The sequence below is a fragment of the Lysobacter silvisoli genome (assembly GCF_003382365.1).
Taxonomy (GTDB): Bacteria; Pseudomonadota; Gammaproteobacteria; order Xanthomonadales; family Xanthomonadaceae; genus Lysobacter; species Lysobacter silvisoli.
Map to the genome: position 1 here is coordinate 1,898,689 of NZ_QTSU01000001.1, position 22,824 is coordinate 1,921,512.

Annotated in this window: 21 protein-coding genes; 9 read left to right on the forward strand and 12 right to left on the reverse strand. The window is 70.4% G+C overall.

Annotated elements, in window-relative coordinates:
• Nucleotides 1-89: 89 nt before the first annotated feature.
• Complete coding sequence (locus DX914_RS08330; protein WP_147300632.1) at nucleotides 90-1,868, reverse strand: CIA30 family protein; 1,779 nt, start codon at nucleotides 1,866-1,868, stop codon at nucleotides 90-92.
• A 407-nt stretch (nucleotides 1,869-2,275) separates the two neighbouring features.
• On the opposite strand from DX914_RS08330, the gene DX914_RS08335 reads away from it, so the two are divergent.
• The 3 genes from DX914_RS08335 to upp all read left to right on the forward strand — a co-directional run bounded on the left by DX914_RS08335 (nucleotide 2,276) and on the right by upp (nucleotide 4,945).
• Nucleotides 2,276-3,769, forward strand: coding sequence for an aminotransferase class III-fold pyridoxal phosphate-dependent enzyme (locus DX914_RS08335; RefSeq protein ID WP_115858526.1), 1,494 nt, complete (start codon nucleotides 2,276-2,278; stop codon nucleotides 3,767-3,769).
• Nucleotides 3,770-3,920: 151 nt separating this feature from the next.
• Nucleotides 3,921-4,229: a hypothetical protein gene (locus tag DX914_RS08340; protein ID WP_115858527.1), complete on the forward strand. Its 309-nt coding sequence runs from the start codon at nucleotides 3,921-3,923 to the stop codon at nucleotides 4,227-4,229.
• Nucleotides 4,230-4,309: 80 nt separating this feature from the next.
• Nucleotides 4,310-4,945, forward strand: coding sequence for a uracil phosphoribosyltransferase (upp, locus tag DX914_RS08345; protein WP_115858528.1), 636 nt, complete (start codon nucleotides 4,310-4,312; stop codon nucleotides 4,943-4,945).
• Between the two features lie 641 nt (nucleotides 4,946-5,586).
• On the opposite strand, the gene DX914_RS08350 is transcribed toward upp, so the two are convergent.
• The 8 genes from DX914_RS08350 to rsmD form a co-directional block, all read right to left on the reverse strand.
• On the reverse strand, nucleotides 5,587-6,366 hold the full coding sequence (locus DX914_RS08350) for a TMEM43 family protein (protein ID WP_115858529.1): 780 nt from the start codon (nucleotides 6,364-6,366) through the stop codon (nucleotides 5,587-5,589).
• Nucleotides 6,363-7,253: an MBL fold metallo-hydrolase gene (locus DX914_RS08355; RefSeq protein ID WP_115858530.1), complete on the reverse strand. Its 891-nt coding sequence runs from the start codon at nucleotides 7,251-7,253 to the stop codon at nucleotides 6,363-6,365. The genes DX914_RS08350 and DX914_RS08355 overlap by 4 nt, the downstream gene beginning before the upstream one ends.
• Before the next feature lie 124 nt (nucleotides 7,254-7,377).
• Complete coding sequence (locus DX914_RS08360) at nucleotides 7,378-7,959, reverse strand: hypothetical protein (RefSeq protein ID WP_147300633.1); 582 nt, start codon at nucleotides 7,957-7,959, stop codon at nucleotides 7,378-7,380.
• 91 nt (nucleotides 7,960-8,050) lie between these two features.
• Nucleotides 8,051-9,769, reverse strand: a complete 1,719-nt coding sequence (gene ggt / locus DX914_RS08365) for a gamma-glutamyltransferase (protein WP_115858532.1) — start codon at nucleotides 9,767-9,769, stop codon at nucleotides 8,051-8,053.
• A gap of 5 nt (nucleotides 9,770-9,774) precedes the next feature.
• Complete coding sequence (locus DX914_RS08370) at nucleotides 9,775-10,023, reverse strand: YfhL family 4Fe-4S dicluster ferredoxin (protein WP_115858533.1); 249 nt, start codon at nucleotides 10,021-10,023, stop codon at nucleotides 9,775-9,777.
• 254 nt (nucleotides 10,024-10,277) lie between these two features.
• Complete coding sequence (locus tag DX914_RS08375) at nucleotides 10,278-10,784, reverse strand: hypothetical protein (protein ID WP_115858534.1); 507 nt, start codon at nucleotides 10,782-10,784, stop codon at nucleotides 10,278-10,280.
• Between the two features lie 26 nt (nucleotides 10,785-10,810).
• Nucleotides 10,811-11,323, reverse strand: a complete 513-nt coding sequence (coaD, locus tag DX914_RS08380) for a pantetheine-phosphate adenylyltransferase (protein WP_115858535.1) — start codon at nucleotides 11,321-11,323, stop codon at nucleotides 10,811-10,813.
• Between the two features lie 124 nt (nucleotides 11,324-11,447).
• Nucleotides 11,448-12,086 carry a 16S rRNA (guanine(966)-N(2))-methyltransferase RsmD gene (rsmD, locus tag DX914_RS08385; protein WP_115858536.1) on the reverse strand — a complete coding sequence of 213 codons (639 nt, stop codon included), beginning with the start codon at nucleotides 12,084-12,086 and terminating at the stop codon, nucleotides 11,448-11,450.
• A gap of 65 nt (nucleotides 12,087-12,151) precedes the next feature.
• Here rsmD and ftsY point away from each other — a divergent pair, with 65 nt between their 5' ends.
• The 4 genes from ftsY to DX914_RS08405 are packed head-to-tail and all read left to right on the forward strand — an operon-like array spanning nucleotide 12,152 to nucleotide 16,037.
• The gene (gene ftsY, locus DX914_RS08390; RefSeq protein WP_115858537.1) at nucleotides 12,152-13,342 is read left to right on the forward strand and encodes a signal recognition particle-docking protein FtsY; all 1,191 of its coding nucleotides are present in this window, start codon (nucleotides 12,152-12,154) and stop codon (nucleotides 13,340-13,342) included.
• Nucleotides 13,343-13,362: 20 nt separating this feature from the next.
• Nucleotides 13,363-14,631 carry an AsmA family protein gene (locus tag DX914_RS08395; RefSeq protein ID WP_115858538.1) on the forward strand — a complete coding sequence of 423 codons (1,269 nt, stop codon included), beginning with the start codon at nucleotides 13,363-13,365 and terminating at the stop codon, nucleotides 14,629-14,631.
• Nucleotides 14,628-15,710 carry an A/G-specific adenine glycosylase gene (mutY, locus tag DX914_RS08400; RefSeq protein WP_231118181.1) on the forward strand — a complete coding sequence of 361 codons (1,083 nt, stop codon included), beginning with the start codon at nucleotides 14,628-14,630 and terminating at the stop codon, nucleotides 15,708-15,710. Before DX914_RS08395 ends, mutY begins: the two co-directional genes overlap by 4 nt.
• 54 nt (nucleotides 15,711-15,764) lie before the next feature.
• A complete protein-coding gene (locus DX914_RS08405; protein ID WP_115858539.1) occupies nucleotides 15,765-16,037 on the forward strand; it encodes an oxidative damage protection protein in 273 nt (90 codons plus the stop codon).
• A gap of 10 nt (nucleotides 16,038-16,047) precedes the next feature.
• Here the strand turns inward: DX914_RS08405 and DX914_RS08410 are convergent, their stop codons facing one another.
• Complete coding sequence (locus DX914_RS08410) at nucleotides 16,048-16,245, reverse strand: hypothetical protein (RefSeq protein ID WP_115858540.1); 198 nt, start codon at nucleotides 16,243-16,245, stop codon at nucleotides 16,048-16,050.
• 158 nt (nucleotides 16,246-16,403) lie between these two features.
• Here DX914_RS08410 and DX914_RS08415 point away from each other — a divergent pair, with 158 nt between their 5' ends.
• A complete protein-coding gene (locus tag DX914_RS08415; protein ID WP_115858541.1) occupies nucleotides 16,404-17,138 on the forward strand; it encodes a DNA-formamidopyrimidine glycosylase family protein in 735 nt (244 codons plus the stop codon).
• A 429-nt stretch (nucleotides 17,139-17,567) separates the two neighbouring features.
• On the forward strand, nucleotides 17,568-19,892 hold the full coding sequence (locus DX914_RS08420) for a S8 family serine peptidase (protein WP_158549220.1): 2,325 nt from the start codon (nucleotides 17,568-17,570) through the stop codon (nucleotides 19,890-19,892).
• 115 nt (nucleotides 19,893-20,007) lie between these two features.
• Here DX914_RS08420 and DX914_RS08425 read toward each other — a convergent pair whose 3' ends face one another.
• The gene (locus DX914_RS08425; RefSeq protein WP_115858543.1) at nucleotides 20,008-20,418 is read right to left on the reverse strand and encodes an OsmC family protein; all 411 of its coding nucleotides are present in this window, start codon (nucleotides 20,416-20,418) and stop codon (nucleotides 20,008-20,010) included.
• Nucleotides 20,419-20,783: 365 nt separating this feature from the next.
• Nucleotides 20,784-22,328 (reverse strand): alpha-lytic protease prodomain-containing protein, encoded by a 1,545-nt coding sequence (locus tag DX914_RS08430; protein ID WP_115858544.1) that lies wholly within the window; start codon nucleotides 22,326-22,328, stop codon nucleotides 20,784-20,786.
• Between the last annotated feature and the right edge of the window lie 496 nt (nucleotides 22,329-22,824).

A 22,824-nucleotide genomic window follows, 5' to 3' on the forward strand; every position in this document is an offset into this window, starting at 1 on the left:
AGTTCAGGGTGGCGCGTGGCGGAACGAAAAACAGGTCGCGCGCGTCGGGCCGAGGGAGGGGGCCCGACGCGCGCGACCGGGGCCGCGGCTCAGCGCAGTTCGACCGCCTCGATGGCGAAGGCGAACGGGCCCGGCGTGCCTGCCGCCAGGGAAATGCCGCGCAAACGGCTCAGATCGACGTTGGGCAGGCTGGACAGCGGCACCGTCACCTCGCGCCACTCGCCGGCGGTGGCCACCTGGTGCACGCCGGGACGGCCGTTCATGTCGACGCCGGAGAACACCAGCAGGGTCAGCGGCCTGCCGTCGCCGCGCACGCGCAGCACCAATTCGCGCACGCCGCTGGCGTCGGTGGCGCCCATGGGTTCGGCGCCCGGGAACAGGATGATGCCGCCCCAGGGGTTGGCCGCGCCGGCGACGATCTCGCCGGCCACCTGCAGCGCCGGGCCGCCATCGCGGCCCTGGCCCACGGTCAGCCTGGACTGCGAACGCCCGCCGATCATCTGGTCGCTGGTCGCCGACCAGCTCGGTGCCGGCTGGCCTTCGCGCAGTAGTTCCACCGCGCCCGCGGCCACCCGCGGCGCCGGCTTGTCGGCCACGCGGGCCACGCTGTAGCCGTTCTTCCACACCGCGCGGATCGCGCGCGTGGCGGTGATGTCGGCACTGGGATCGCCGTCGACCAGGACCAGGTCGGCGCGCAGGCCGGCGGCGATGCGGCCGCGGTCGCTCAGGCCGAAGCGCTGCGCCGGCGCCGAGGTCGCCGCGCGCAAGGCTTCCACCGGGCTCAGTCCGGCCTGCACCAGCAGCGCCAGTTCGGCGTGCTGGCTGGCGCCGTGGGTGGTGCCGGGGTTGCCGGCGTCGGTGCCGGCCAGCAGGGTCACCCCGGCCGCATGCAGGCGGCGCACGTTCTCCAAAGCATTGGGCAGGTGGTGGGCGATATGCTGCGGCAGCGGGAAGGTCTGGTTCAGCGCGTCCTTCTGCGCCGGCTGCAGCATCGGCGCGATGCGCGGGTCGGCCGCGAGCTTGGCGCCCTCGCCGGCGCGCGACAGCGTGGCCATCACGCTCAGGGTCGGGGTGACGAAGGCGTCGCGGCGCTTGATCGCGGCCACCAGTTCGTCGTCGGCCACGCGATCGCTGTAGATGTGGATCAGGCCGTCGGCGCCGGCGTCGATGACCTTGCGCGCGTCGCCGACCTGGGCCACGTGCACCAGCGCCCGCTTGTCGTGCCGGTGCGCGGCGACGATCGTCGCCTGCATCGCGGCGTCCGACAGGGTCGGGATGCGCGGCTTGCCGGTGTAAGCGGCGCCGTTGTCGACCACCAGCTTGATGTAGTCCGAGCCCTCGGCGATGCGCTCGCGCACGAAGGCTTCGGCCTGGGCCGGGTCGTCCAGGGTCGGTATGGCCAGGCCGTACTCGCTGCCGTGGCCGCCCTTGGCGGTGACCAGGGTGCCGGCCGACCACAGGTCGGCGCGGTCGGTGCGGGCCAGGCTCTGGCGCTCCTTGCCCGCCGCGGGCAGCAGGCGGTGGTCGGTGAACATGTCCAGTTCGGTGGTCACGCCGAAACGCAGGGCGTCGCGGCGGGCCTCGCCGAAGCTGTGGGTGTGGGCATCGATCAGGCCCGGCAACAGGGTGCCGCCGCGGCCGTCCACCACCGGCACGCCGGCCGGGATCTGCAACTGCGGGCCGATGGCGGCGATCCGGCCGTCGCGCACCAGCACGGTGGTGGCCGGCTGCATGCGCTGGCCGTCGAATACGCGTACGTCGCGGATGGCGACGTCGTCGCTGTCGCCGGCCGGCTCGGCAGCCAACGCGGTCGCGCTCAGGGCGGCCAGCACCAATACGGCCAGCCAGCGGGGTCTGGGAAGGTTCATTCGGGGCTCCATGAGGGCCGGCCGGACCGGCTTCGGGGTGGCGCCACTGTCGCGATCCGGCCGTGCGCGCGGCAGTGGGCGCCGTCACCGGGCCTCCATGACAGCTGTCAGCCGGCGCGGGCCGGAGGGGGTTATCGCCGTGTCGCGGACGTGGTAAACTCACTCAAGCTATTGAATTGAAACGAAAAACACCTCAACGCCAGCTGCCATGGCAGGCCGTTGCGGCTTTCCTCGTTTCAGCCCATGCGCGTTTCTACCTGCACGATTCGACCTGCATGAAGGGCGGCGCTTGGCGACCCGATACCAACCGGGGCGCTGCAACTGCGAGCGCCCGGCCACGGAGGCCGGGCCTGTTCTTCATCCCACGATGCTTCGGCCGGATGCCGACGACCATTGGAGATCCTGTGATGACCCTGCTCAGCCCTCTCGCGCCGCTGCGCGCCCACGCCGGCGCGCGCCGCACCATCGGCCTCGACGACGCCACCGTCGAGCGTTTCGCCGCCAGCCATGCGGAACTGGCCGAGGTCATCGAAGCCGCCGCCGCCGAATACGCGGCCGTGCGCGCCGACATCGCCGAGCTGCTGGACCTGGACGAGGACGCGCAGATCCGCGCCGTGCAGGCCGGCTACGTCAACTTCTATACCGACGACGGCGTGAACCCCTACGTGGCCCTGGCCGCGCGCGGTCCGTGGATCGTGACCCTGAAGGGCGCGGTGCTGCACGACTCCGGCGGCTACGGCATGCTCGGTTTCGGCCACACTCCGGGCGCGGTGATCGCGGCCATGGCCAAGCCGCAGGCGATGGCCAACATCATGACCCCGTCGCTGTCGCAGCTGCGCTTCGACCGCGCCCTGCGCGCCGCCATCGGCGGCGAGCGCGGCTGCCCCTACACCCGCTTCCTGTGCTTGAACTCGGGCTCGGAATCGGTGTCGCTGGCCGCGCGCATCGCCGACGTCAACAGCAAGCTGATGACCGACCCGGGCGCCAAGTACGCCGGCCGCGCGATCAAGCGCGTGGTGGTCAAGGGCAGCTTCCACGGCCGCACCGAGCGCCCCGCGCTGTACTCGGATTCCTCGCGCAAGGCCTACGTGCAGTACCTGGCCAGCTTCCGCAACGAGGACTCGGTGATCACCGTCGAGCCCTACGACATCGAGGCGCTGAACAAGGCCTTCGCCGACGCCGACGCCAACGGCTGGTTCATCGAGGCCATGTTCCTGGAACCGGTGATGGGCGAAGGCGACCCGGGCCGCAGCGTGCCGCCGGCGTTCTACGCCGCCGCGCGCGAGCTGACCCGCAGCCACGGCTCGCTGCTGCTGGTGGACTCGATCCAGGCCGGCCTGCGCGCGCACGGCGTGCTGTCCATCGTCGACTACCCGGGCTTCGAAGGCCTGGACGCGCCCGACATGGAAACCTATTCCAAGGCGCTCAACGCCGGCCAGTACCCGCTGTCGGTGCTGGCGGTGGGCGAGCGCGCGGCCTCGCTGTACCGCAAGGGCCTGTACGGCAACACCATGACCACCAACCCGCGCGCGCTGGAAGTGGCGGTGGCGGTGCTGCAGCAGATCACCCCGCAGCTGCAGGCCAACATCCGCGCGCGCGGCAGCGAGGCGCTGCAGAAGCTGGAACAGCTCAAGAGCGAGCTCGGCGGCCTGATCACCAAGGTCCAGGGCACCGGCCTGCTGTTCTCCTGCGAGCTGTCGCCGCAGTTCAAGTGCTATGGCGCCGGCTCGATCGAGGAATGGCTGCGCGAGCGCGGCATCGGCGTGATCCACGGCGGCGTCAACTCGCTGCGCTTCACCCCCAACTTCACCATCACCAGCGCCGAGCTGGAGCTGCTGGTGAGCATGGTCGGTCGCGCCCTGAAGGAAGGCCCGCGCGCGCAGCAGGCCGCCGCGGCCTGAAGGCAAGAGTTGCGAATAGGAGTTGGAAGATAGCGACCGCTGGCCTTCGCTTTCGCTAACTCCTATCTTTGCTCCTTCCCTTCTATTTTCCCCTCAAGGACCAGAGCGCCGCCGCGGGCCGTGGACACCCGCCGCGGCCCGTTCCATTCCCATGGCGCTAGACCTGATCCCGGCCCGGCACGAACGCGACATCCATGCCGCGCAGCGGCGGTTCGCGATCGACCAGGCGCTGCACGCGCAGTTGCAGGCGCGTGCGCAGCCGCCCGACGACTATCCGCTGCTGCGCGCCCTGCGCTATCACGACGACACGGCTTTCCCGCTGGCCGAGCTGCGCGCGCTGCACGCCGAACTGCTGCGGGTCGAAACCCGTTTCACCGAACCCAGCCAAGTGCGCGAGCTGCTGTGTTTCGTCGAGCGGACCATCGCCGACGGGGATAACCTCTACGCCACCGCCGACTGAGGCCGCGCGGCGCTTGCGCCCTGCCCCACACCCCAACGATCCTGACCGGCCAGGATCGCCCGCCCCGCCCGAGGCCGCCCATGAAAGTCGTAGAAGTCAGCCATCCCCTGGTGCAGCACAAGCTCGGCCTGATGCGCCGCGCCGGCAACAGCACCAAGGAATTCCGCGAACTCGCCTCCGAAGTCGCCACCCTGCTCACCTACGAGGCCACCTCGGACCTGGAGACCGAGGAAGCGACCATCGAAGGCTGGGCCGGCCCGGTCGCGATCCGCCGGATCAAGGGCGCCAAGGTCACCCTGGTGCCGATCCTGCGCGCCGGCCTGGGCATGCTGCCGGGCGTGCTGGAGCTGATCCCCTCGGCCAAGGTCGGCGTGGTCGGCCTGCAGCGCGACGAACGCACCCTGCAGCCGGTGGGCTACTACGAGAAGCTAACCGGGCGCATGGACGAGCGCACCGCGCTGATCCTGGACCCCATGCTCGCCACCGGCGGCACCCTGATCGCCACCGTGGACATGCTCAAGGCCGCCGGCTGCCGCCGGATCAAGGGCCTGTTCCTGGTCGCCGCGCCCGAGGGCTTGCGCGCGCTGGAAGCCAGGCACCCCGACGTGGAAGTGTTCACCGCCTCGGTGGACCAGCGCCTCAACGAAGTCGGCTACATCCTCCCCGGCCTGGGCGACGCCGGCGACAAGATCTTCGGCACCAAGCACGAAAGCTGAGCCGGCCTTTACGCACCGCCCCCCGTCTGCTTTGGGGTAGGAGCGGCGTAAGCCGCGACCAAGAAACCACACCTGCCGCGCGCCTTGCACGAAGCCCCCTGTAGGAGCGGCGCAAGCCGCGACCGCGAAGCTACGCCTCACAGCGCAAGCTCCGCTTCGTGCGCATTCTGCGGGAGCGGCCCCCAGCATGCCCGTACAGCCCGGCCGATGTCCTTACCTCATGCGGAGCAAATCGCGACTCACGCCGCTTCCACAGGGAGCCGGTGAGCGCGGCGATTGGGTGAGGGCGCCGTCGCCGCTTGCGCCGCTCCTACAGTCGGATGCGTGAGCTGCGCGGCAATTGGGTGAGGGCGCGGTCGCGGCTTACGCCGCTCCTACCCCTGTCGCGACGGCGAAGCTCTTGTAGGAGCGGCGCAAGCCGCGACCGCGAAGCTCGCCGCCCAGCGCAAGCTCCGCTCCGCACGCCTTCTGTGGGAGAGACGTAAGTCGCGATCGGCCGCAGTAATAGCCGACCTGCCATTGCCCGCACCGCCGGACCGAGCTCTTTCCTCATGCGATGCAAATCGCGGCTCACGCCGCTCCCACAGGGAGCCGGTGAGCGCGGCGATTGGGTGAGGGCGCGGTCGCGGCTTGCGCCGCTCCTACCCCTGGGCGTCGCGGGATTCGGCCAGTGCGCGGGCTTTGGCGCGGCGCCTGCGGCGCCCCACCAGCGCGATCACGATCACCAAGGCGCCACCGCCGAACCACGGCCACAGCCGGTGCGCGCCTTCGGCCGCGGCCTCCGCCGGCTCGGGCACCGGCGCGGCGTTCAAGGCCGCCGCCGCGGTCGCGGCCGACATGCGCCAGCGCCCCTGCTGCAACTCCACCCGGCCTTCCAGCGGCGGCAGGCGCAGCTCGCGCCAGGTCACGCGCAGGTCGCCGATCTGCGGGTCCAGCGGATTCTCGGCGCTGCCCAGGCCGTCGCCTTCGGGCTGGAAGGTCGCGGCCAGGTTGGCCGGCAAGCGCGAAAAATTAGGCCGGAACAGCCGCCACTCGCCCAGCCCCTGCAACAGGGTGAGGTCCACCGGCTTGCCGTCCAGCGTGGCCGAGTCCGACCACCAGCGCTGGTTCTCCAGCGGCAGCGTCGGCGGATTCTCGTGCCCGGGCGCGAAGCCCTGCGAATCGATGCGCGCGGCATTCCACACGCGCTGGTAGCCGCCGCCGGACACGGCCTGCCACTGATACATCTCCACCCGCCGGTCCAGGCCGAACTGGCGCGTGAGCACGCCGAACTCGCGATCGCGCAGCGGCTCGGCGGTACGCGGCTCGTCTACCGGCGTTGCCGCCACGGGCGCCTGCGCCGGCGCGGTCGGCGCCTGCGCCGAGGCCGCGGCGGCGAACGCTAGCGGCAGCAGCCATGCCGCGCGCCGCACAGGCCTCATGCGGCCAGGGCCCGCGCTTGCAGTTCGGCGACCTCGTGCGCGGTGCCGAACCGTCCCTTGTCGTCGCGCACCACCTGCGCCAGCGCGCAACCCGGGTCGTGGGTGAAGAACAGATGCACGTTGCGCTCGAGCTTGTCGGCCAGGAACGCCTTCTTCTCGTCGATGAGCAACTCGGCATTGCGGTCGTAGCCCATGGTGATGGGCACGTGCACCCAGGGCCGGCCGGGGATCAGGTCGGCGCAGAACACCACGCCGCCGTGCGGCTGCCCGTCCACGCTTTCCGGCCCGACGATCTCGGCCAGCATCAGCCCCGGCGTGTGGCCGTCGCTGTAGTGGAAACGCACGCTGTCGCCTAGCGCGCGCGAATGCTCGCCGTCCACCAGTTCCAGGCGGCCGCTGGCTTCCAACAGGCCCGGCAGCTCGGGAATGAAACTGGCGCGGTCGCGCGCATGCGGCGAGGTCGCACGCTGGTAGTGCGCGCGGCCGACCAGATACTGCGCGTTGGGGAACAGCAGCTGCGGCGCCTGGCCTTCCTGCCAGGGCGCGAGCAGGCCGCCGGCGTGGTCGAAGTGCAGGTGCGAGAGCACCACCACGTCGATGTCCTGCGGCGCGAAGCCGGCGCCGGCCAGCGATTCCAGCAGTACGTGGCGTTCTTCGTTGACGCCGTAGCGCTCGCGCAGCTTGGGCTCGAAGAAGGCGCCGATGCCCGTTTCGAACAGCACGGTCTTGCCGGCCAGCGGGCTGGCCAACAGCGCGCGGCAGGCCAGGTCGATGCGGTTCTCGGCGTCGGGCGGCGACCAGCGCTCCCACAGGGCGCGCGGCGCGTTGCCGAACATGGCGCCGCCGTCGAGCTTTTGGCTGTTGCCGAGTAAGGACCAGAGTTTCATGCGAGCGATCCGGTTGGGGGCGGACTACACAGAGGCGGGCGCGGCAGCGTGCCGGCGAGCCGCGCGACTGCGGCCTGCATAGGTTAACTCCGGCCGCGTTAGCGCCGCGATAGCGACCGCCGACTCAAGGCGCCGGCGCGGCCACGGTAGTGAAATGGAACACGAAACGGCCGGCCTTGCCCTTGTCCGCGGTCACCTCGATCGGCGCCAGCGGCCGGTCCGCGCGCAGGCGCGCGCTGCCGCTGGCGCTGACCCGGCTGATCAGCCCGGTGCTGTGGCCGACGATCTTGATCGGCATCTCCTGGCCCGGCACCAGCACCAGCCGGGCGATGGTCGGATCGCTGCCGCGCGGGCGCGCGACGGCTTCTTCGCCGGTGTCCACGTAGTCGCGCGAACTCAGCGAGAACAGGCCTTCGCCGCCGCCTTCGATGTCGAAGCTCCAGGCGGTGCTGCCGTTGCTGCCGTCGTCGAGCACGTCGATGCGGTCCAGGGTCAGCAGGATCGCGGTCGGTCCCGCTGCGGGCGACTTGGGCGCGGGCGGATTCGCGGGCTTGGCCGCGGCGGCCGCGGGCGCGGGCTTGGCCTCGTCGCGCAGCCAGTCGCGCACGTTGTTGATCAGGGTGGTCAGGCCGACCAGGAACGCGAGCACGGCCACCGAAATGGCGGGCACGCGCGTGTACCAGGGTTTGTTCTGTTGTTCGCTCACCACTGGCCCCTGTGCGCCGCGCCCTGATCCGTAGCGCGCAATCTACCGCGACGCGCGCGACGGCTCTAGCGCCGCCGCGCGAGTTTCGCCCTCAGGGCTGCGGCAGCACCGCCGCCTGGCCCACCGGGTTGCGCGGGTCGGTGCCGCCGGACAGGGTGTTGGCGGCCTTGTCCCACATCACCGTCTGCAGGTTGCCCCAGGTGGATTCGCCGGCATTCACGGTGTGGCCCATGGCCTGCAGCGCGGCCACGGTCTGCGCCGACAGCGCGCCGGCCTCGGCCGAGATCGCATCGGGCATCCATTGGTGGTGGTAGCGCGGCAGCGCCGCGACCTGCTGCGGCGCCAGGCCGGCGTCGTAGGCCAGCACCGCCAGCAGCACCTGGGTGATGATGCGGCTGCCGCCGGGCGCGCCGACCGCGATCACCTTGTCCTTGGATTCCAGGAAGCTGGGCGTCATCGAGCTGAGCATGCGCTTGCCGGGCTCGGGCGCGTTGGCGGCGAAACCCATCACGCCGAAGGCGTTGGGCGTGCCCGGGCGCAGCGCGAAATCGTCCATCTCGTTGTTGAGCAGCACGCCGGTGCCCGGCGCGACCATGCCCGAGCCGTACAGCAGGTTCACCGTCTGGGTGGCCGACACGCGGTTGCCTTCGGCGTCGATGATCGAGAAGTGGGTGGTTTCGTCGTCTTCCAGCGGCGCCGGCTGGCCCGACAGCAGGGCGCTGGGCGTGGCCTTTTCGGGGTGGATGGTGGCGCGCAGGCCGGCGGCGTAGTCGGCGCTGGTCAGACGCGCCAGCGGCACCTTCACGAAATCCGGATCGCCCAGGTAGATGGTGCGGTCGCGGTAGGCGCGGCGCATGGCCTCGGCGACGATGTGCACGCGGTGCGCTTCGTCCAGCTTGGACAGGTCCCAGCCTTGCAGTATCTGCAGGATCTCGGCCATGGCCACGCCGCCCGACGACGGCGGCGGCGCGGTGGTGATGTCCCAGCCGCGGTATTTCAGGCGCAGCGGCTCGCGCTCGCGCACCTGGTAGCCGGACAGTTCCTCTGCGCGCCACTGGCCGCCTTCCTGCTTGACCGCGGCCAGCAGCTTCTTGGCGACTTCGCCGCGGTAAAAACCGTCATAGCCTTTGTCCGCCAGCAGTTCCAGCGTGCGCGCCAGGTCGGGCTGCTTCAGCGTCTCGCCGGCCTTGGGCGGCGTGCCGTCGGCCAGGAACACCGCGCGCGTGCCGGGGTAGCGCTCCATCACTTCGCGGCGGCTGCCGTAGCCCTTCTCCAGCCGCGCATACACGCTGAAGCCGTCGCGCGCGATGCGGATGGCCGGCTGCAGCGAGGTGCGCAGCGGCAGCTTGCCGTAGCGCTCGGCCAGGTGCACCAGCGCCGCCGGCAGGCCGGGGATGCCGGCCGACCACGGGCCGTTGGTGGCGCGGTCGCGGTCGAGCTCGCCGTTCTTGTCCAGATAGGCCGCCGGCGTGGCCGCGGCCGGCGCGGTCTCGCGCGCGTCCACGAACACGTCGCGGCCGCTCTTGGCCTCGTGCAGCAGGAAGAAACCGCCGCCGCCGATGCCGGAACTGATCGGCTCCACCACCGACAGCGTGGCCGACACCGCGATCGCCGCGTCGAAGGCGTTGCCGCCCTGGCGCAGGATGTCCAGGCCGGCCTGGGTCGACAGCTCGTGCGCGCTGGCGACGACCGCGCCCGGCGGATGCGCGGCGCGTTGCGGCGCCTGCGCGGCTTGCGCCGGCGCCAGCACGCAGGCGCCCGCCAGCGCCAAAGACAAGCAACCGGCCTGCAGCGCGGAGGCGATGCGCATCGTGTTCACTCCTGTTGAAGACGCTGCAGCTTGGCCAGCAGCTGTTCGTGGGATTCGGGATGGCCGGGGTCGGGATCGATGCACTCGACCGGGCAGACCACCACGCACTGCGGCTCGTCGTAATGGCCCACGCACTCGGTGCAGCGCGCCGGGTCGATCACGTAGATGGTTTCGCCCTGCGAGATCGCCTGGTTCGGGCAGGCCGGCTCGCAGACGTCGCAATTGACGCAGAGTTCGTTGATGCGCAGGGACATGGGGGGACTATGCCACTCGATGCGGGGATTTTCGCATTGCTGGGGCGCGGGTGCGACTTGGCGAGGTCCTGGGTGGTAGGACGCTGTATTTCCTAGGACGGCGCGATGGGCGCCGCCCGGCCCGAGCGCGCAGCGCTCGGGCGTTCGCGGAAGCGCGAGCCAGTGGCTCGCAAACGCTTCCGCTCACCCCCGCCTGCGCGGGGATGACGCTTTGGCAAAGGCGTGGCCGCCTGCGGCGGCCACGCGCCAAAGCGTCACTTCGCTTCGACGAACGAGTATTCGACGCCGTAGGGGGTCACCGCGGCCTTGACGCGCTCGCTGTCGGCGGCGGCGCCGATGAACATCACCTTGACGTTCTTCATCGGCGGGGTTTCCTTGGTCGGCGCCGGGAACGCGGCGACGATCAGGTCGGCGATCTTGGCCGAAGCCGGCGAACCGTAAGCCAGCAGGCTGCCTTCGCTGATGCCGCGGGCCACGTCGAGCTTGGCCTTTTCCAGCTGGCGGTCGTAGTAGCCCTGGAAGTCGGCGGTGCTTTCGGCCGGCAGGTAGTACAGGTAGGGGCTGGTGGCGATGCCGTCGGCCTCGACCTTGCGCTTGACCACGTCGGTCAGGTACTTGCTCCACTCGTTGTCGTCGGAGCTCTTCGGCGCGGTCAGCGGCGCCTGCACGGCCGCAGCCGGAGCCGCCTCTTCCTTCTTGCACGCGGCCACGAAGGGCAGCGCGAGGCAGGCGATCAGCATCAGGCGGGAGGTGGTGTTCATCGGGATCCCCGTTTGTGTTGGAAGTCTTAGGAAGAGTGTTTCTGGGTGCGCTGCCATTGCACCTGCAGCGCTTGGGCTACCGCCGGCGGCACGAATCCGGAGACGTCGCCGCCAAGGCGGGAAATCTCGCGTACCAGCGAAGAGGAAATGAAGCCGTACTGCTCGGCCGGGGTGAGGAACAGCGTCTCCACCTCCGGAATCAGATGGCGGTTCATGCTCGCCAGCTGGAATTCGTATTCGAAGTCCGACACCGCGCGCAGGCCGCGCAGCAGCACCCCGCCGCCGACCTCGTCGACGAAATGGGCGAGCAGGCAGTCGAAGCCGCGCACCTCGATGTGCGGATGATGGGCCACCGCCTTGCGCGCCAGGTCCACCCGCAGCTCCAGCGGCAGCGCCGGGCCTTTGCCGGGGCTGGCGGCCACGCCGATGATCATGCGTTCGAACAGCGGTGCGGCGCGGTCGACCAGGTCGATATGGCCGTTGGTGATCGGATCGAAGGTGCCGGGATAGACGGCGATTCGAGTACGGGCCACTGTCATGGAGTGATCGTTCGCGTCTGCTGGCGGTGGGACGGCGGCCTGGCGCCGCAGCCGGCGCTGCGCGCCGCGGCGGTCGCCCGGCAGGCGCCGGGACGGAGCGCAGTGTAGCAGTCGGGCGCAATCTCTAGGCCGGTTGCGACGGTGCCGGTTCGGTCGGTACCGCTTCGGTCGCCCGGTGCCGGTACAGGGCATAGCTCACCTCGCGGGTGCCGCCCTCGCGGTGGCGCAGCCAATCCGCCGGCAGGGCAATCGGCGTGTCCCGCGGCGCCTCCACGTACAGCCAGGCGCCGGGCGCGAGCTTGGGCAGCAGCGCCGGCCAGACCGCGTCCCACAGGCCGGCCGCGAACGGCGGGTCGACGAAGGCCAGGTCGTAGCCGCCGCCGGGCTGCGCCGGCAGCCAGGCCAGGGCGTCGCCCTGCACCACCTGCGCGGCCTCGCCGCCGGGCAGGCGCGCGGCGGTGGCGCGCAGCGCTGCGGCCAGGGCCGGGTCGCGCTCGACCAGGGTGGCCGCGGCCGCGCCGCGCGACAGCGCCTCCAGGCCCAGCGCGCCGGTGCCGGCGAACAGGTCCAGCACGCGCGCGCCGGGCAATGCCGGCAGCAGCCAGTTGAACAAGGTCTCGCGCACGCGGTCGGCGCTCGGGCGCAGGCCCGGCGCATCGGGCACGTCCAGGCGGGTGCCGCGCCAGCGGCCGCCGATGATGCGCACGCGTCCGGACGCGGCCTTGCCGCCGCCGCTGGGGCGGCCGTGGGAGGGTTTGCTCATCGGGGGCGCAGGGGGGCCGGTGCTAGCATGTGCGCATTCTCGCGCATTCGTGACGCTCTCCCCCGATGATCGGTTTTTTCCGCCGCAAGAAGCCTGCAGACGCCCCCGCCAGCGAACCCCGCCTGAGCACCGAGGAACTGGCCGCCGCCTTCCCGCAGGCGCAGCCGGAGCCGGCCGCCCCGCCCGAAGCCGCCGCCGAACCGGTCGCGCCCGAGCCGGTGCCCGCGGAAGTGATCGCCGCCGCGCTGGAAGTGGACGCCCGCACCTCGGCCGCCAGCGCCGCCGCGCCCGCGTCCGCTTTCGAACCCGAACCCGTGGCCGCGCCCGCCGCTGCCGGCAAGCCCGGCTGGCGCGAGCGCCTGCGCGGCAGCGCCTTCGCCCGCAGCCTGGGCGGCCTGTTCTCGCGCAACCCGCGCCTGGACGACGACCTGCTCGACGAAATCGAGACCGCCCTGCTCATGGCCGATGTCGGCGTGGCCGCCACCACCGAGCTGGTGGAAGGCCTGCGCAAGCGCATGAAGTCGCGCGAGTTCGCCGACGCCAACGCCCTGCTCGCCGCCCTGCGCGCCGACCTGATCGCGATGCTGCGCCCGGTCGCCCAGCCGTTGCGCATCGACGCCGCCGCGCGCCCGTTCGTGCTGCTCACCGTGGGCGTCAACGGCGTGGGCAAGACCACCACCATCGGCAAGCTGGCCAAGCGCTACCGCGACGAGAACCGCGCGCTGATGCTGGCCGCCGGCGACACCTTCCGCGCCGCCGCCGTGGCCCAGTTGCAGGCCTGGGGCGAACGCAACGGCGTGCCGGTGATCGCCCAGGGCCAGAACGCCGACGCCGCCTCGGTCGCCTACGACGCCCTGCAGGCGGCCAAGGCGCGCGGCAGCGAAGTGCTGATCGCCGACACCGCCGGCCGCCTGCACACCCAGCAGGGCCTGATGGCCGAACTGGGCAAGATCAAGCGCGTGCTGCAGAAGGTCGACGCAGCCGCGCCGCACGAAGTGCTGATGGTGATCGACGGCACCACCGGCCAGAACGCGCTGTCGCAGCTGCGCCAGTTCCACGCCGCGGTCGGCGTGACCGGCCTGGTGGTGACCAAGCTCGACGGCACCGCCAAGGGCGGCGTGGTGTTCGCGCTGGCGCGCGAGTTCGGCATACCGATCCGCTACGCCGGCATCGGCGAGCGCCCGGAGGACCTGCGCGTGTTCGACGCCGAGGCCTTCGTCGACGCCCTGCTGCCCGAAGCGCTGGGCGGCGCCTGACCGCGCCGACCGGCGCACGCATGGCCGCCGACCCCGCTCCCGCCGCGCCGCGCAAGCGCCGCCGCGTCCTGCCGGCGCTGGCCGCGCTGGCGCTGCTGCTGTTGCTGTCGCTGGGCTGGTTTTCGCAACCCGACCGCGCCGCCGGCCTGCTGCTGGGCCGCATCGGCGCCGCGCTGGGCCTGGAGATCGAAGCCGCCGGCGCCAGCGAGTACCGCCTGCGCGGCACGCCCATGCTGTTGCTGCGCGATGTGCGCGTGCGCGAGCCCGGCGCAACGACGCCGCTGTTGACCGCAGGCCGCATCCAACTGTCGCTGCCGTGGTCGACCCTGCGCGCGCGCGGCGACGACCTCACCGTGGAGCGCGTCGAATTGGACGCGCCGCAGTTGGACCTGCCGTCGCTGCAGCGCTGGCTGGCCAGCCGCCCGCCCTCGCAGCAGACCCGCATTCCCACCCTGACCCGCGGCCTGCGCATCGTCGACGGTCGCATCCTCAATCACGACTGGCGCATCGACGGCGTCGGCGCCGACCTGCCCGCGCTGTATCCCGACCAGCCCGTGCGTGCGCGTCTGCGCGGCCGCTACGTGGATGCGCCGCTGGGCATCGCCTTCGATCTGGCGGTGGCGCTGTCGCGCCCCGCGGCCAACGCCGGCCTGGGCACGCGCGGCGATATCAGCATCGAGCAATCGGATTGGCGCCTGCCGGCCAAGGTCGCGCTGTCCGGGCCGCTGCGCATCGGCGACGACGAACTGAGCATCGTGCCCGCGCGCCTGGGCGCCTCGGCGCGCTACGAGTCCGGCGACACCCGCCTGCCGTTCGCGCTGGGCCTGTACGGCCCGCTGAAATTCGACGAGGCGGTGTGGTCGCTGGAACCGGTGGCGCTGGCGCTGCGCGCGCAAGGCGACGACAACCCGCTGCCCACCCTGGACGCGCACGGCGCGCTGGCGCTGGGCCGGCGCCTGGTGCTGCAGCTCGACGGCCGCGTCGCCGCCTGGCCGCAGGCCTGGCCGGCGCTGCCCTCGCCGCTGGGCGAATCGACCTCGCCGCTGCCGTTCGAATTGCGCTACCTCGGCAAGCCCGATCTGAGCGAGCCCGCGCAGCTGCGCCTGAGCCGCGACGAGATGCGCGCCGACACCCGTTTCCGCCTGCCCGCGGTGCTGGCCTGGATCGGCGCCGACGGCGGTTCGCCACTGCCGCCGCTGCGCGCCACCGTGACCGCGCCGCGCATGCAGGTATCCGGCGCGACACTGGAAGCGGTGGAGATCGAACTGGACGAGGACGCCGCGCCGTGAGCCGCAAAGCCGCCACCCAGGCCGCGCCCACCCCGCAAGCCGACGCCTTCGCCGAGCGCCTGCTGCGCTGGTTCGACGTCAGCGGCCGCCACGACCTGCCCTGGCAGCATCCGCGCACGCCTTACCGCGTGTGGCTGTCGGAGATCATGCTGCAGCAGACCCAGGTCAAGACCGCCGCGCCCTATTTCGAACGCTTCGTCGCCGCGCTGCCGACCTTGCTCGACCTGGCGCAAGCGCCGCAGGACCAGGTGCTCGCACTGTGGTCGGGCCTGGGCTACTACGCCCGCGCCCGCAACCTGCATGCCACCGCCCAGCGCTGCATGGAATCGCATGGCGGCGAACTGCCGCGCGATATCGACGCGCTGACCGCCCTGCCCGGCATCGGCCGCAGCACCGCCGCGGCGATCCTGTCGCAGGCCTGGGGCGACCGCCACGCCATCCTCGACGGCAACGTCAAGCGCGTGCTCGCGCGCTACCACGGCATCGCCGGCTACACCGGCCTGCCGGCGGTGGAAAAACAACTGTGGGCATTGGCGGAGTCGCAACTGCCGCAGACGCGCATGGCCGACTACACCCAGGCGCAGATGGACCTGGGTGCGACCCTGTGCACGCGCGCCGATCCGGCCTGCGTGCTGTGCCCGCTGCAGGACGACTGCGTCGCCCGCCTCGAAGGACGCACCGCCGAACTGCCCACGCCCAAGCCCGGCAAGGCCGTGCCGCAGCGCTACGCCCAGGTGTTGTGGCTGCAGGACGCGCAATCGCGCGTGTTGCTGCAGCGCCGCCCGCCCACCGGCATCTGGGCCTCGCTGTGGACCTTGCCGCAAGCCGACGACGCGGCGGCCGCGCGACTCTGGTTCGACGCCCACGCCCGCGGCGATTTCACCGCCGCCGAAGCGCTGGCGCCGGTCGCCCACGCCTTCAGTCACTACAAGCTGGAACTGCAGCCGCTGCGCTGGCGCGGCATCGCCCTGCGCGAGGCGGTGCGCGACAATGACGGCCTGCGCTGGGTCGCACGCGCGGAGTTGGCCGAACTGGGCATCCCCGCGCCGATCCGCAAACTGCTGGAAAGCGACGGCTAAGTCCGACCGCTCCGATGCGGCCTACGCCGCGCCAACCTTTATCAGGAAATCGTCATGGCCCGCACCGTCCACTGCCAATACGAACACCGCGACACCGAAGGCCTGGACTTCGTTCCCTGGCCCGGCGAGCTGGGCAAGCGTGTGTTCGCCCACATCGGCAAGAGCGCCTGGGCCGCGTGGCTCGCGCACCAGACCATGCTGATCAACGAGAACCGGCTGTCGCCGCTGGATCCCAAGCACCGCGCGTTCCTGGAAGCGGAGATGGAGAAGTTTCTGTTCGGCGGCGGTGCGGAAAAGCCGGCCGGCTACGTGGCCCCGCAGGAATAAGCGGCGCGGCTCAGCGCACGGCCCGGCGATCCAGCAGCGCGCGCAGCTGATCCAGCAGCCAATCGGCGTCGTTGGGGCTGGCATCCAGCAGCAACGCGTCCATGCGATCTTCGATGAGGCCGAAGTACGGCTGTTCGTGCCTCAGATCGCCCAGATCGCTTTCCAGGGTCTCAAGGTCCGCGGCGAACTGAGCGCGCGTCTTGTCCATTCTGGGCAGCGTAAACCCGCTGGCGAGCCGGTACTGCGCACTCCGGCACGGATTGGCGCAGCCACCGTGCTGAACCGTTCATCGTCGATGCAAATATTGCACTCGAGCGGCATCGCCGCATTGACTTGGGTATCACGCCTGCGCCCGATACTGGCCGCATGCCCGAAGGCCCCACGATCGTCATCCTCAAGGAAGAGGCCGCGCCATTCGTCGGCCGCCGCGTGCAGCAGGTCGCCGGCAACAGCAAGCAGGACATCCAGCGCATGCGCGGCCAGCGCATCGCCGCGCTGCGCTCCTGGGGCAAGCACTTCCTGATCGAGTTCGACGACTTCACGCTGCGCATCCATTTCATGCTGTTCGGCAGCTACCGCATCAACGAGCAGCGGCCCGCCGCGCCGCGCCTGAGCCTGGGCTTCGCTGGCGGCGAGGAATTCAATTTCTATTCCTGCTCGGTGAAGTTCATCGACGAGCCGCTGGACCAGGTCTACGACTGGTCGGCCGACGTCATGAACGACGACTGGGACCCCAAGGCGGCGCGGGCCAAACTCAAGCTCAGGCCCGACGAGCTGGCCTGCGACGCGCTGCTGAACCAGCCGGTGTTCTCCGGCGTGGGCAACATCATCAAAAACGAAGTGCTGCACCGTATTCGCGTGCACCCCGAGACCAGCATCGGCGCCCTGCCCGCCAGGAAGCTCAGCGAGCTGATCGCGCAGGCGCGCGAGTACAGCTTCGATTTCTATCATTGGAAGAAGGCCTACGAGCTCAAGCGGCATTACCAGGTGCATACCCGCACCCATTGCCCGCGCGACGGCGCGCGCCTGAGCTATCGCAAGCACCTGGGCCGGTTCAAGCGCCGCGCGTTCTTCTGCGAGGTCTGTCAGAAGCGCTACTAGCGCAGACTCGGCGATGCGCCAAAAAATCGCCCGCGGCGACGAAACTGAATGCCGGTAGCGCGCCATCGCACGCGGTAAACGTTTTTCATGCGGCCTACGCACGCAGATCCGCGGCCTGACCTGTGCACCGCGGCTTCCGCGTTTCCTAAGCTTACAGGGACAGTGCAGCAAGCCATGGAGGCTATCCGCGCCCAGCGACCGCGCCAGTCGTAGTGCCATCGCTCTCGTCCAGCGGTGTCGTCCGCAATACGTATCGGGTCCACGGACCAATACCCCCGCCATGCCTATCGGACCGGCTTGAGCCCGTCAGGGCGAAGCCTTGCCGTCCCTATGCCGAATCGTCGCGCAACGACGATGAACGCCTGTGCCCTGGCGAACCCTGGGCATCAGGAGAGACACATCATGGAGAGACACATCATGGAAAGCAGCATGAACATCGACGTAAGGCGTAAGGCGGCCCCGCCGCACCGCCACGGCACCCGCATCGCGACCTGGATCGCTACCGGTCTGGTCGCCTTGCTGCCGCTGGCGGCCATGGCCCAAACGACCAAAGCGCCGCTGCTCAACGAGCACGCGCCCAAGCGCATCCCCGGCCAGTACATCGTGGTCTTCAAGCAGGGCGTGGCCGGCAAATCGGTGCAGGCTTCGCAAGATCGCATGCGCGCGCTCGGCGGCAAGATCGGCTACACCTACAACACCGCGCTGCGCGGCTTCAGCGCCGCGCTGTCGGACAACGCGGTGGCGCGGCTGCGCGAAAATCCGGAAGTGGCCTACATCGAAGTCGATCAGGTCGGCGATCTGAATGTGGTTCAGAACAACCCGCCCGCGGGCCTGGACCGCACCAGCGAACGTCTGCTGCCGCTGGACCTGCGCTACACCTACAGCGAAACCGGCAACAACGTGCACGTGTACGTGATCGACACCGGCATCCGCCCCACCCATAACGAAATGGTCGGGCGCGTGTCGGGCGGCACCAACACCATGAACCTGGCCGCCGGCACCGGCGACTGCCACGGCCACGGCACCCACGTGGCCGGTACCATCGGCGGCACCACCTTCGGCATCGCCAAGCAGGCCCTGCTGCACCCGGTGCGCGCGGGCGATTGCTTCAACACCTACCTGGCGCCGGTGATCGCGGCGGTGGACTGGGTCACGGCCAACCGGGTGCTGCCGGCAGTGGCCAACCTCAGCTCCGGCTTCTCGCCCAGCCCGACCTTGGACACGGCCATCGCCAACTCGGTCGCCTCCGGCGTGACCTACTCGGTCGCGGCCGGCAACAACAACGGCGACGCCTGCAACATCTCGCCGGCGCGCGCGCCGACGGCGATCACCGTGGGCGCGATCAATCCGACCAACGACACCCGCGCCAACTTCTCCAATTGGGGCACCTGCGTCGACCTGTTCGCGCCGGGCGTGAACACCCTGTCGGCCGGCATCGCCAACGACGCGTCCACGGCGGTCATGTCGGGCACCTCGATGGCGGCGCCGCACGTGGCCGGCGTGGCCGCGCGCTACCTGCAAATCCATCCGGCATCGACGCCGGCGGCGGTCTGGGCGGCCCTGCACAACGCCAACAACACCCCGGCCACGCCGGGCTGGGCCGGCGTGATCAACCGCGGCGCGGGCTCGCCCAACGAGCAGCTGCATTACGGCTCGCTCAACGACGGCGTCGACGACGGCGACCCGCACATCACCACCGTCAACGGCCTGCACTACGACTTCCAGCCCGGCGGCGAGTTCGTCGCCCTGCTCGGCAACATGGGCATGGAAATCCAGACCCGTCAGACCGTGGTGCCCAGCGCACCCTGGGTCAGCGTCAACACCGCCATCGCCGCGCGCGTGGGCAGCTACCGCGTCACCTGGGTGCCCAATCTCAGCGGCGTGCCCGACCCCAGCGGCCTGCAGTTGCGCGTGAACGGCTCGCTGGTCAGCCCCGGTCCGGGCGGCATCGCCCTGGGCGTGGGCGGCCGGCTGAGCAAATACGGCAGCAACGGCATCCAGGTCGACTTCCCCGACGGCACCACGCTGATCGCGACCTCGAACTGGTGGTCCAACCAGAGCCAGTGGTACATCAACGTGCGCGTCTACCACACCCCGGCCACCGAAGGCCTGATGGGCGTGCTGACGTCGGGCGAGTGGAACCGCCCGGGCTTCGTCGACTCCTGGCGCGTGACCGACAAGACCACGCTGTTCGACTACGCCAAGGAAGACTCGACCGGCAACTACCGCAAGGACCCGTTCCCGGAGGACAAGATCCCGCCGATGAAGCCCGAGAACGTGGAACTGGCGCGTCGCGTCTGCGAACCGCTGCAGGACCGCCGCATCCGCGCGAACTGCGAGTTCGACGTGGGCACCACCGGCGACGACATCTTCGCCAAGAGCTCGCAGGAGAGTCAGGCCGTGCAGAACGGCGGCACCAAGACCTCGCTGGGCGCCAACGGCAAGGAAGACGCCGTGGTCCTGACCGCCAGCGTGTCGCGTCTGGCGCGCGGCCAGTCCGCGCCCACCGGTGCCGCCCGCCTGCTGGTCGACGGCAAGGACATCGCCGAAGCCGCACGCCTGGACAAGAACGGCGTCGCCCGTTGGACGCTGTCGGCCGAGGCCATCAAGGGCCAAAGCGTGGTCGCCGAGTATGTGCCGGCCAAGGACAGCGGCTTCCTGGGCAGCACCAGCGGCGCGCTGGAGTACGGCCGCGAGGCCAAGCGTGCGGGCGATCCGCTGGCCGACCCGGTTTACCGCCGGTTGTCGAAGTGAGTTGAGCAAGTAACCGCGCGCGAGCGCAAACGCTCGGGTACCGCCGCCACGGCGGCGGTACCCGACGTGTTTTGTTGCGGCGGACTGCGATGCCCCACGCGCGCTCCTGCCGCGATCAAGGGGCTTCCAGTGCCGTCGCGATCCGCACTTCCCCGGTCAGCACCTTGTGGATGGGGCAGGCGTTGGCGATCTGCAGCAGCCGCTCGCGCTGCTCGGCGCTCAGCTCGCCCAACAGGGTGATGCGACGCTCCAGGTCGGTGCCGGCCGCCGGCTTGCCCTCGGGGTTGAAGCGCAGCGCCACCTCGACGCCGGCCAGCGGCCACTGCTTGCGCACCGCGTACATGCGCACCGTGATCGCGGTGCAGGCGCCCAGGCTGGACAGCAGCAGATGATCGGGCGTGGGCCCGGTGTCGCCGCCGCCGAGGTCGGCGGGTTCGTCGGCCTGCCAGGTATGGCCGCGGTCGTCGAGGAAGGTCACCACGTAGGGCGTGGGCTGGGTGCTGGCGTGGACGGTGGCGACGGTCATGGCGGTCTTGGAAGGTCACGGCGACGGTGCCGCTGGCTCAGACCTTAAGGCCGTGCGTGGGGGGGAACCAGCCGCGTCGGCGGCACGTTCAATCCCAGCAGCTGGTATGGCGAGATTGCGTCCCCGCGTGCCCTCACCCCAACCCCTCTCCCGCAAGCGGGAGAGGGGCTAGAAGCAGCCGCGTCGAATGTGTCCCCTCTCCCGCTTGCGGGAGAGGGCTAGGGTGAGGGGTGAGCGCGCAGCGCGAATGCTCTTGATCCACTACACCCCTACTACCCTGGCGATCCCAACCGCGGCCGTCGCCGCAACGAGCCCGCTCCCCAGCCCACTACGGGCGGCGCCCTCCGGCGCCGCCCGCAGCGCCTTCAGCGCCCCGCCGTACCGGTGCTCCACAGCGGCTTGCGCTGGTAGTCGTAGACCACCACGTTGCCGTCGTTCTGCACCATCAGCACATTGCCGCGCTTGCCGCCGGTGTTGCTGGCCCAGCGCACCTGGTTGGCGCCGTCGCGCACGGTCAGGTTGCCGTCGGTCTGCATGTGCAGGGTGTGGCCGCTGCCGTAGACGTGGTTGGCCCAGATCGCGCCGACGTTGCGCTTGTACAGCACCAGGTTGCCGTCGCCCTGGATCGCCAGGGTGAAGCGCTGGTCGCAGGAGGTCAGGGTGCCGTTGGTCTCGCGCCAGTCGCGCGGATTCAGGCGGCCACAGGTAGGCACCGTGCGCAGCACCAGGTCGTAGGCGTTGAGGGTGGGTTGCAGCGGCTGGAAGTAGCCCACGGGTGCCGAGTCGCCGCAGTTGTCCTCTCGGCCCGCGGCGAAGTCGCCGCCGGAATGCACGCCCTGGGCCTCGGCGCTGGGCGTGATCACTGCACCGCCCGAATCGCCGAAGCCGGAACAGGTGCTGGTCTTGGTCAGATTCTTGACCACGCCGTATTGCGGGCCGTAATCCACCGTCCAGTTCTTGGCCTGCACAGTGCCGCAACGATAGCCGGTCTTGTCGCCCGAGCGGCACACCGCCGCACCCACCGGCGCTTCGAAGCCTCCGCGCACGTCGATGTCGACGCCGGCGTAATTGTTCACCCACGGCAGGATATGCCACAGGTTGGGCTGAGTGTTCTGTACCCAGGCGTGATCGGAGCTGGGGAAAGTGGAATTCGCGAAGTGCCCGATCGCGGAGCCGTTGGTGCCGCTCACCGGCGTGTTGACCGGCGCGCAATGGCCTGCCGTCACGAAGCCGGGCGTGTTGCCCTTGAAGGCCGAGAACCCCATGGAGCACCCGCTGGTGGGCGTGTGGTAGAAGTCGCCGCCACGCAGGTCGTGCAGCGGCTGAGGGCGCTTGGCCGAGGTCACGATGTGCACCATCTTCGCGTCGATACCGCTGCGCGCGATCAGATCGATCGCTGCCTCCTCCGCGCCGGGATCTATGCTCAATTCGATACGATTGTTGCGCAGATCGACGCCCCAGCCCTGCACGCGCGGACCGTCGATACGCATCACGCCCACCGCCGGCTGGCGATGCGCCTGGTTCAACTGCGCCTGCGCCGCGTCCAGCTGGGCCTGACTATGGCGCTGCAGCCGCAGCTCGTCGCCTATGCGCGGCATGCGGCCGCTCGACTTGGCATCGGTGGTGCCCACGATCAGGCGGAAGCTACCGGCGGCGTCGCGTTCCAGCCAGGTGCCGGCGTAGTGCGCGCCGAGCGCCGCCTTGGCCTCGGCCTGCGCGCCCATCGCGCGATGTTCGGTGGCCAGGTAGGCCTGCAGCTGCGCGGGCTGCAGGCCCAGGTCGCGCTGCATGGCCTGGCGCATGGCGGCCGATACCGGGTTGGCCTGCAACGGGGCGGCGTCGGCGGTCAGCGGCAGGAGCAGAGCGCACAGCGAGACGCCCAGCGCAGTGAGGGTGTGAGTGGCATTCATGATGCGGTTTCCTTCCTTGAGTGATGTGGTCGCGCACGTCCGATGGCGGCCGTGCCTATCCCTGTACGAGCGGACGCGCGAAACCCTGACATTCCTGTCCCGATGTCTCGGCGGCTGTGCCTGATGGGCCCTGGTGCGGTGGGCGCTGGGATGCCCGGGCTTTGGGGTAGGAGCGGCGTAAGCCGCGACCGCGACCCCGCAACTGCGACCAAAGCCGCGAACACCCCTGTAGGAGCTGCGCAAGCTGCGACCGCGAAACCGCCATTACGCCGCAACCCCATCCTCTCGCTTCCCCTTAGCTTCCGCCTTTGCTGTCTTCCCCCTTTGGAAAAGGGGATTGAGGGGGATTTGCTCTTAGCTCTTAAGAGCAACAACAACAGCTTCCGCCTGCTGCGCATGCGGGTCACTTTCTCTTGCTTGCCCAAGAGAAAGTAACCAAAGAGAAGGGCAGTGTTATTTCGACGCCGTGCGCGGCGAGATCGGGGCGAGCGCGGTG